We start from the raw sequence: 8793 nt of genomic DNA on the forward strand, positions 1-8793 counted from the left end.
CCCCACCTCCACCCGATCGCCACGCCGCCCTCCCCTCACGCCCGGGCACCGAGGGCATCGGCACGGGCGTCCGGCACGCGGGCGCCTGGCCGACGACGCCGCGCGCGATGGGATCATGGCCGCATGACTGCCCGCGTGCGCCTGGCCGATGTCACCCCGCCGATCGCCCTCGGCCCGCTCGACGGCCGGTACCGCGCGGCGGTCGCGCCGCTCGTCGACCACCTCTCCGAGGCCGCGCTGAACCGCGAGCGCGTGCACGTCGAGGTCGAGTGGCTGATCCACCTGACGCAGAACGACGTCGTCCCGGGCGCTCCGACGCTCACCGACGCGGACGTCGCATACCTGCGCGACGTCGTCGCGACGTTCGGGGCCGAGGAGGTCGCCGAGCTGGCCGAGATCGAGCGCACCACGGTGCACGACGTCAAGGCCGTCGAGTACTTCCTCAAGCGCCGCCTGGCCGCGGCCCCCGAGGGCTCCGCGCTGCACGCCGTCGGCGAGCTCGTGCACTTCGCGTGCACCAGCGAGGACGTCAACAACCTGTCGTACGCGCTCATGGTTCGCGGTGCGGTGCAGGAGGTGTGGGCGCCTGCGGCGTCGGCGCTGGCCGACGAGGTCGCGGCGCTGGCCGTCGAGCTGCGCGACCAGCCGCTGCTGGCGCTGACGCACGGCCAGCCGGCCACGCCGACGACGCTCGGCAAGGAGCTCGCGGTCCTCGCGCACCGCCTGCGCCGCCAGCTGCGCCGCATCGAGGCCGACGAGTTCCTCGGCAAGCTCAACGGCGCGACCGGCACGTTCGGCGCGCACGTCGTCGCGGTCCCCGGCGCGGACTGGCCCGCGGTCAGCCGCTCGTTCGTCGAGCACCTGGGCCTGACGTGGAACCCGCTCACCACGCAGATCGAGTCGCACGACTGGCAGGCCGAGCTGTACGCGGACGTCGCGCGCTTCAACCGCGTGCTGCACAACCTGGCCACCGACGTGTGGACGTACATCTCGCGCGGGGTGTTCACGCAGATCCCGGTCGCGGGCGCGACGGGCAGCTCGACGATGCCGCACAAGGTCAACCCCATCCGGTTCGAGAACGCCGAGGCGAACCTCGAGATCTCGTCGGCCCTGCTCGACACGCTCGCGGCGACCCTGGTGACGAGCCGCCTGCAGCGCGACCTGACGGACTCGACGACACAGCGCAACATCGGCCCCGCGTTCGGGCACGGACTGCTCGCGATCGACAACGTGCGCCGCGGCCTGCGCGCCCTGTCGGTCGACGCCGCGCTGCTCGCGCGCGAGCTCGACGAGAACTGGGAGGTGCTCGGCGAGCCCGTGCAGTCCGCGATGCGCGCCGCGTCGGTCGCAGGCGTCGAGGGCATGGAGAACCCGTACGAGCGGCTCAAGGAGCTCACGCGCGGTCGCCGTCTGACGGCCGACGACATGCGCGAGTTCATCGGGGGCCTCGGCCTCCCGGCCGACGTGGCCGCGCGCCTGCAGCAGCTCACCCCGGCCTCGTACACCGGCCTCGCGGCGGACCTGGTCGACTTCCTCGACGCCTGACCGCGGCCTCGGCGGGCCGGGCGCGGACACGATCTGGACACGCGCCCGATTTGTCTGCACAATCGTGCGCACCCCGTCTGATTCGTCCGGTTCGGTGCGCCCCCTCCCGCATCGATCTCGGGAGGAGGCCCACGTGACGCTCATGCAGAAGGCGGTCACGCCTGCGACGTCGAGGGCGCACGTGCAGCAGGGCCACGACCGTGTGGCCGGCTACGTGGTGCGCGCCGAGGACGTGTCGTTCGCGACGACGCCGTCGCAGCTGTTCGAGGTGCACGGCCTGGGCTACCCGGGATCGCCGTTCCGGGCCGACGACGAGCACATCGACCTGCTGCGCTTCGAGTCCTCCCCGCAGCTGCAGTACCGCGACGTGCCCGGATTCATCGTGCCGCTGTGGTGGCTGCGCCACTCGCGCATCCCCCCGGGCGCCGAGCTGGTGCGCGTGCACGCGGACGGCACGACGACGCTGCTCGCGCGGTACGGCGACGTCGGCACCGGCTGGTCGCTCACGCACCTCGGCGGTCCACGGCCCGCGCTCGCGTCGCTGTCCCGCTGCGTCGGACCTGTCGCCAAGTGGCATGGCGCGTACCTCGAGGCGGACGTCGTCGACAACGGCCACACGGTCGTGCTCGCGCTCGCCAACCCTCCGCTCTCCGAGACGGGCTTCCGCCAGTCCGCGAACGGCCGCTGGTACCGCCGCGTGGCGCGCGAGGACGTCACCGAGCTGTTCGAGCTGGACCTCACGGCCACGTGGAACGGCCTGTCGGTGCGCGTCGTCGACCAGTGGCAGGACGCGCAGCGCTACGTCGTCGCGCGCATCTCCCACCTGGGCGACGACCTGGACCGCGCGGAGCACCTGCAGCTCGACCGCGTCGAGGCCGGCGTCTACGAGGCCGTCGTGTACGCCGCGGAGCTCACGGACATCCAGACCAACCAGGTCGTGCCGCACACGTGGTCCCCCGGGCCGGCCGCGGTCCAGCGCCGCCGCGCGATGGCGGGCTGACCGCTCGGGGCCGGCCGAGGCGCGGAAGCGACGGGCCGATGCCGCGTCCCGCCTGCTTGTCGCGGGTGGTGGCCAGGCCGATCCAGCCGCCGTGGTTGATCTCGACGACGAGGTCCAGCACACCGGTCGTCTGGATCTCGACCTCGTCATCGACCTCGAATCGACCCGGACGCCGACGCCGACGACACACAGCAGAGCAGCCTCTCGTGGTGCGTCGCCAGCCTCAGGCTGCGGCGCCGGGCCGTCGTGGTTCGTTGACGATCGTGCCGTCGGTGGTGCGTCGGAACGTGTAGGTCGCTCGTGGTCGGGCGAGCGGCGGGAGCAGCTCCTCGGTTGGACTCGGCCTGCTGTCTTGCACCGCACCGCGCTCGTTGATGTTCCCGCCGGTCAAGGTGCGGGCCGTGTCGCGCTGCCCGCCTCGCGCGGTGTCGTGTGTCTCGAGCCGCGCGGCGCTGGGCGTGCCGGGCGACCCATCGTCCGTGGCGCTGGGTCTGCCGGGCTGCCCGCCGTGCCCAGCGCTGGGCGCGTCGGGCTGCCCGCCGTGCGCGGTGCCGGGCGCGTCGGACTGCCCGTCCTGCGCCGCGTCGGGCGTGTCGGGGTTCCGGGCCGGGTGGTCGGGTGGTGTGTCGCCGTTCTCGATGCGTGGCCGTCGCCGCCCGGGCTTCCGTGGGGGCGGTGGTTGGTGTCGTTCGATGGTCAGGTTGTGTTCGTGGACGCGGTGGTGGTGGTAGTCGCAGAGCATCACGGCGTTCTCGAGGGAGGTTTCGCCGTTGTCGCGGTCCCACCAGCGGATGTGGTGGATCTCGGTGAACCGGGCTGGTGTTTCGCACCCGTTCCACGCGCATCCTTGGTCCCGCACGGTCACGGCCCGTCGGTGCGCCCCGGTGTAGACCCTCGCGGTCCGTCCCAGGTCGACGGGCACGTTGTCCGCGGTGATCGCGATCCGGGTGATGTCGCAGTCGCACAACGCCCGCGCCAGTTCCGAGAGCGCCACCGGTGTCCCGTCCTCCAGGGTCGGTGCGGGCACCCCCGCGAGCCCGGCGGCCAGGTGACCGGCCGCGGAGCGGGTGGTGATCAGTTCACCGTCGGCGGTGCGCGGACCGGGCAGGTCGGAGAACAACGAGTTGGTCTCGCCCGCAACGTCGGGCACGCCGCTCACGCCACCGCCGCTGCTGCCGCGTGGCGCGGGACGTGTGTCGTCCTGCGGCTGGCCGCGGCCGTCGGTGCGGCGGGCGTGGTGGATGCGGCCGGTCTCTCCGGCCAGGCCTGCGCGGTGCAGCTCGACCATGGTCTCGGCAGGGACGATCAACGAGATGTGCGGGCGGTTGCGCACCCCGGACAGTCCGCCACCGGGCTTGCCGGTGCGCGCGCCACCGCCACCACCTGAACCCGCACTCGAGACCGAAGCACCCGATCCTGTACCGCCACGGCCATCGGCACCCGCACCGCCCTCGCTCGTTCCGCCGTCGCCGGTGCCGCATCCGAGCGCGTGCGTAGCGATCGTCCCCAGGGCGTCGGCGCGGCGTTGCTGCCCGGTGCGTTCGTCCCCCTCGACCCGCGGTGAGGCCGCCTCCAACGCCAGGCGCAGCGCGTGCCCGCTGGTGGCGTCCAGGAACCCGGTGACCTTGACCCCGGCGCCGTGACCGGACAGGTTGAAGAACCGGTCCCGCCGGGCCTGGTCGTGCTCGTCCTGCACCCGACCCGGGTCGAAGACAGCCGCGTACTCCAGGATCGTCTTGCGGGTCTGCACCGGTGTCATACCCGTGACCGCCTCAGTGAACCTCGCCTGCGCGGCCGGGTCCGCCAACGCCTCCCGCAACCCCTGCGGCCCCTCGGCGGTGACCTGTGCGATCACGTCCAGCTGCGCCAACCCCACCCGCGAGTCGGCGACCGCACCCGCCAGCACCGGCATCGCATCCAACACCTCCCCAGCACGCACCTGACGACGCGCCTCCGCAGCACCCGCACCCGACACCCGGGCCCGTGCGTCCACGAACGAACGATCACCCGGACCCACCGACGTGCCCGCCACCTGCTCGGCACGCAGCACCCGAGCATGCGCCACCCGCACCAGGCTCATCACCTGGTCCAGCTCGGACAGCACCCTCGAGCGGCGCGCCGGTGACCACCCCGACACGCCGTCGACCGCGCTCAACGCCCGCCGCGCCACCGCGACCAGCGAGGCGAACTCATCGCCAAGACCCGGGCCGCCCGCCCGACCCGCCTCGCCAACCAGGCCCGTCTCGCCAACCGGGCCCGTCTCGCCAACCGGGCCCGTCTCGCCAACCGGGCCCGTCTCGCCGCCCGGGCTGACCTCGTCCGCACGTCCCGCCCGCGCGTCGGCCAACGCCACCCGCACCCGGTCCGCACCCCGGGGCGCGTCGCCGTCGACCAGCACCAGCCGGTCATCAGCGACGCCCTCACGAGGCGATCCAGGGACTTCGAACATGCGTATGAATCTACCCGAACCGGACACCCCGGGTCAACCCCAAAATGGCACCTGACCAGCACAAACATCGACAGGGTTATCCACAACCACAAGCCTGTGGACGGCTCGGCAAACCACCCCCGACAGCACCGGAAGCAGCACCCAGATCGCGACCGCGCTACACCCAGCGCACACTTGAGCCGATACTTCTCAGGTCTCACATCGCACCGCACCCAGGATGGTCATGCCCCGTCGCCGCTCGCTCCCCGCCCTCGTCGCCGCGTTCCTCGCCGCGGTCCTGACCCTCGGCCTGCTGCCCGCCGCTCCGGCATCCGCGGCGACGGCGGCCCCCACCAAGGTCGTGGCGGTCCCGGGCGTGACGCAGGTGACCGTCGAGTGGCACAAGGTCTCGGGGGCGTCGAAGTACCAGGTCCAGGTGTCGACGTCGAAGTCGTTCAAGAAGCCCAAGAAGGTCTCGACGACGTCCACCCGCACGACCGTCAAGAGCCTCAAGGTGCGCACGGTGTACTGGGTGCGGGTTCGCGCCGGCTCGGGCTCGTGGTCGACGAAGACGTCGGTCACGACGACCACCAGGTCGCCCCGCTACAAGGAGGGCGTCAAGGTCGTCGGCGCCGGCACCGACAAGGTCAAGCTGACGTGGCCCCGCTACGCGCAGGCCACGTCCCTCAAGATCGTCGCGTCGTGGGACAACTCCTACGTCTACAACGGTGGAAAGGCCGGCACGTCCGGCATCAGCGCGAGCCGCACGTGGACGACCTCGGTGCCCGTGACCCGCACGTCCGCGGTGCTGACCGTTCCCGCGAAGTGGCGCGCCCTGATGGGCTCGCGGGGCACCGCGCCGGTGTTCGTGCGGCTGTACGCGAAGAACGGTTCGGTGAGCGCGCAGTCGGTCACCGCGTTCGGGTACCCGAGCGCGCCGGCGCGCACGGGCCACGCGAGCGACGACGTCCGGTTCGCGACGTGGAACGTGGAGAGCTCGACCGCCTCGGCCGGGTTCACGTACGGCGGCGCACGGCCGGACCGCACGTGGGACGACCGCAAGGCGGCGGTCGTCGCGGGCATCCGGTACGCCGACGCGGACGTGGTGGCCGTCCAGGAGGCCGCGGCGTCGAAGGCGAGCGGCTACCAGTACCAGGAGCTCGCGCGGAAGCTCTCGGGCACCTACGCGTCGGCGGTGCCGATCCCCACGGTGGAGGCCAAGGCGACCGCGTCGAGCCGCACGGCCGGCGCGTCGAAGTCCGACCACCTGCTGGTGCGCACGTCGGCGGTCAAGATCCTCGACTCCGGCGTGCACTCGACCTACACCGTCTCGGGCGGCGTGAAGTGGGACTCGTCGAAGTTCGACCGCTGGTTCACGTGGGCGCTGCTGCAGTCCAAGACGACAGGCGCGAAGTTCTACGCCGTCTCGACCCACCTCGAGCAGGGCACGTCGTCGACCGTGCAGGGCATGCGCAAGGCCGCCATGAAGGGCGTGCGGGGCTACGTCGAGTCGAAGGCGAAGGCCGCGGGCCTGGCCGGCGTCCCGATCGTCGTGATGGGCGACCTCAACTCCGACACCCGTTGGGTCAACGGGCCGCAGGTCGACATGGTCAAGGCCGGTTACACGAGCGCGACGAACGCCGCGCACACCGTGCGGCGGTGGGACACGACGTCCAACCACCACACCGGCTCGGCCGACGACGGCTACCCCACCAAGCCGTACCGCTACGCGTACACCGGGACGAGGATCGACTACGTCCTGGTCAAGAACGGCTCGGGCGTGGACCGGTTCGTCAACCAGATGGTGCTGACCTCGTCCGGGAAGTTCGACGAGCGCTACCGCGGCTCCGACCACAACCTCCAGTGGGCGGACGTCCGCATCCGCTGACGACGGACGCGACGAGCCCGTCCGAGCGAGGGCATCAGTCGGCCGGTCCGGCGGTCAGCGTGACGGTGGCCGACGACGTCTCGCCGCTGGTCCCTGACACCCAGGTGACCTTGACCGCGTCTCCGGGCGCGTAGCCCGCGATCGCGCTGGACAGCTCGGCCGACGAGTCGACGGCCTTGCCGCCGACGGCCGTGATCGTGTCACCGGCGGTGATCCCTGCCTTCGCCGCGGCGGTCCCGGCGACGACTCCCCCGACGACCGCGCCACCCGACGCGCTGCCGCTCGTGCTGTCGGCCGCACCGAGGGACGCACCCGAGCTCGTCGACGCGACCTGGACCCCGAGGAACGCCGGGTACCCGAGCGCGATCCCGTCGCCGCCGCCGGTCTCGATCTCGTGCACGATCGCGATGGCGTGCTCGATCGTGATCGCGTACGCGACGGTCGTGCTCGTGCCCGACGAGATGCCCGACGAGCCACCGGTCGACGCGGCGGTGGTGATCCCCACGACCTCGCCGTCGGAGTCGAGCACCGGGCCGCCCGAGTCGCCCGACACGACGTCGGCCTGCAGCTCGATCAGACCGTCGAGCGTCTCGGAGTCGCCGTACGACGAGGTCGACGCGGTGATGGTCTGGTCCGTGGCGGTGACGGTGCCTGCGGCTGCGACGAGGTCACCCGTGCCCTCCGCGTTGCCGATCGCCGTGATCGCGTCCCCGACCGCGACTCCGTCCTCGTCGGCCGTGATCGTGGCGAGCCCCGACGCGCCGGTGAGCTGGAGGAGCGCGACGTCGTCGGACGGCGCGGTGCCCACGACGGTCGCGGCGTAGGTCGTGCCGGTCGACTCGACCGTGACCTCGATCGACGTCGCACCGTCGATCACGTGGTTGTTGGTCAGCACGAGGCCGCCCGACGTCAGCACCATGCCGGTGCCGGCCGACGTCGCGTCCTCGTACCCGAGCGTGCTCGTGATCGTCACGACGCCGCCCTGCTGCTCGTCGGTCGCCGCGGTCGCGCTCGTCGCACCCGACGCCGACGTCCCGTCGCCGCCCTGCGCCCCTGTGCCGCCCTGCGCCGCGCCGCCCCCGCCGGATGCTCCCGGCGCCTCAGTGCCTCCCCAGCCGGGCCGCGCGAACGCCGCGCCTCCGACGGACGCGGAGCCCGAGGCCCCGGAGACGCTCGACGAGTCGGTCGTCGACGCGGCCGCCCCGTCGTCGCGTGCCGCACCCGCGATCGACGCGGCGAGCGCGGCCGCCAGCGCGGTCGGCACCGCGACCCACAGCAGCCACCGCCGTCCATGCCCCACCGCCGCCGCCGCGGCGCCGTACCCATGCCCAGCCGCGCCGCCGCGCCCAGCCGCACCGCCGTACCCAGCCGCACCGCCGTGCACCGACACCGCCACCGACGACACCCCGGGAGCTCGCCACACCGTCATCGCGGCGTCGTCCCTCGCGCCGCTGCCCGCGCCCGTCCCGATACCGGCTGCCGCCCCGTCGCGCGCCCGCTCGTCCCGAGCCCTGTCGTCGTCCCGCTCCTGCGACATCGTCGTGCCCTCCTGCCCGCACCACCCTGATGCCGGCAGGACTCATGTCATCGCGCGGCCCCGAGCGGGGGCTGGGCCGCCCTGGTGCGCCGCCTGTGAGGGCGGCGGCGTCACGCCTCGCGCAACGGCAGCCACGCGAGCACGTCGCGGATGCGGTCGTCCCAGTACGCCCAGTCGTGCAACCCGTCCCGCGCGAGGTCGTCGCGGACGTCGACACCCCGTGCGCGCAGCGCGTCGACGAGGCGCACGTTCGCGTCGTGCAGCTCGTCCTGCCGGCCGCACGCGACGAGCAGCCGCGGCAACGCCGCGGGATCGGCCCGGTCGACCAGCGCGAAGAGGTCGTCGTCCGAGCCCGCTGCGGGTTCCCCGCCCCACACGTGCGGCACGCGCTCCCC

5 protein-coding genes and 1 pseudogene are annotated in these 8793 nt (G+C 72.9%); 3 read left to right on the plus strand and 3 right to left on the minus strand.

Annotation, left to right across the window (positions count from 1 at the left end; all coding sequences use genetic code 11):
* Positions 1-123 precede the first annotated feature (123 nt).
* Both purB and AW16_RS0116350 read left to right on the plus strand, forming a co-directional pair.
* Positions 124-1545 carry an adenylosuccinate lyase gene (purB, locus tag AW16_RS0116345; protein ID WP_029292146.1) on the plus strand — a complete coding sequence of 474 codons (1422 nt, stop codon included), beginning with the start codon at positions 124-126 and terminating at the stop codon, positions 1543-1545.
* A gap of 142 nt (positions 1546-1687) precedes the next feature.
* On the plus strand, positions 1688-2545 hold the full coding sequence (locus tag AW16_RS0116350; protein ID WP_231496088.1) for a hypothetical protein: 858 nt from the start codon (positions 1688-1690) through the stop codon (positions 2543-2545).
* Between the two features lie 223 nt (positions 2546-2768).
* Here the strand turns inward: AW16_RS0116350 and AW16_RS17350 are convergent, their stop codons facing one another.
* Positions 2769-4700, minus strand: a complete 1932-nt coding sequence (locus tag AW16_RS17350) for an HNH endonuclease signature motif containing protein (RefSeq protein ID WP_156044226.1) — start codon at positions 4698-4700, stop codon at positions 2769-2771.
* Positions 4701-5217: 517 nt separating this feature from the next.
* Between AW16_RS17350 and AW16_RS0116360 the strand changes: the two genes are divergently transcribed.
* A complete protein-coding gene (locus AW16_RS0116360; protein ID WP_029292152.1) occupies positions 5218-6861 on the plus strand; it encodes an endonuclease/exonuclease/phosphatase family protein in 1644 nt (547 codons plus the stop codon).
* Positions 6862-6895: 34 nt separating this feature from the next.
* Here the strand turns inward: AW16_RS0116360 and AW16_RS17900 are convergent, their stop codons facing one another.
* Both AW16_RS17900 and AW16_RS0116370 read right to left on the minus strand, forming a co-directional pair.
* Positions 6896-8398: a S1C family serine protease gene (locus AW16_RS17900; protein WP_051682033.1), complete on the minus strand. Its 1503-nt coding sequence runs from the start codon at positions 8396-8398 to the stop codon at positions 6896-6898.
* A gap of 110 nt (positions 8399-8508) precedes the next feature.
* Positions 8509-8793, minus strand: a pseudogene (locus AW16_RS0116370) (alpha/beta hydrolase fold domain-containing protein); the annotation flags it as partial.

The organism is Cellulomonas sp. HZM (assembly GCF_000708885.1).
GTDB lineage: Bacteria > Actinomycetota > Actinomycetes > Actinomycetales > Cellulomonadaceae > Cellulomonas.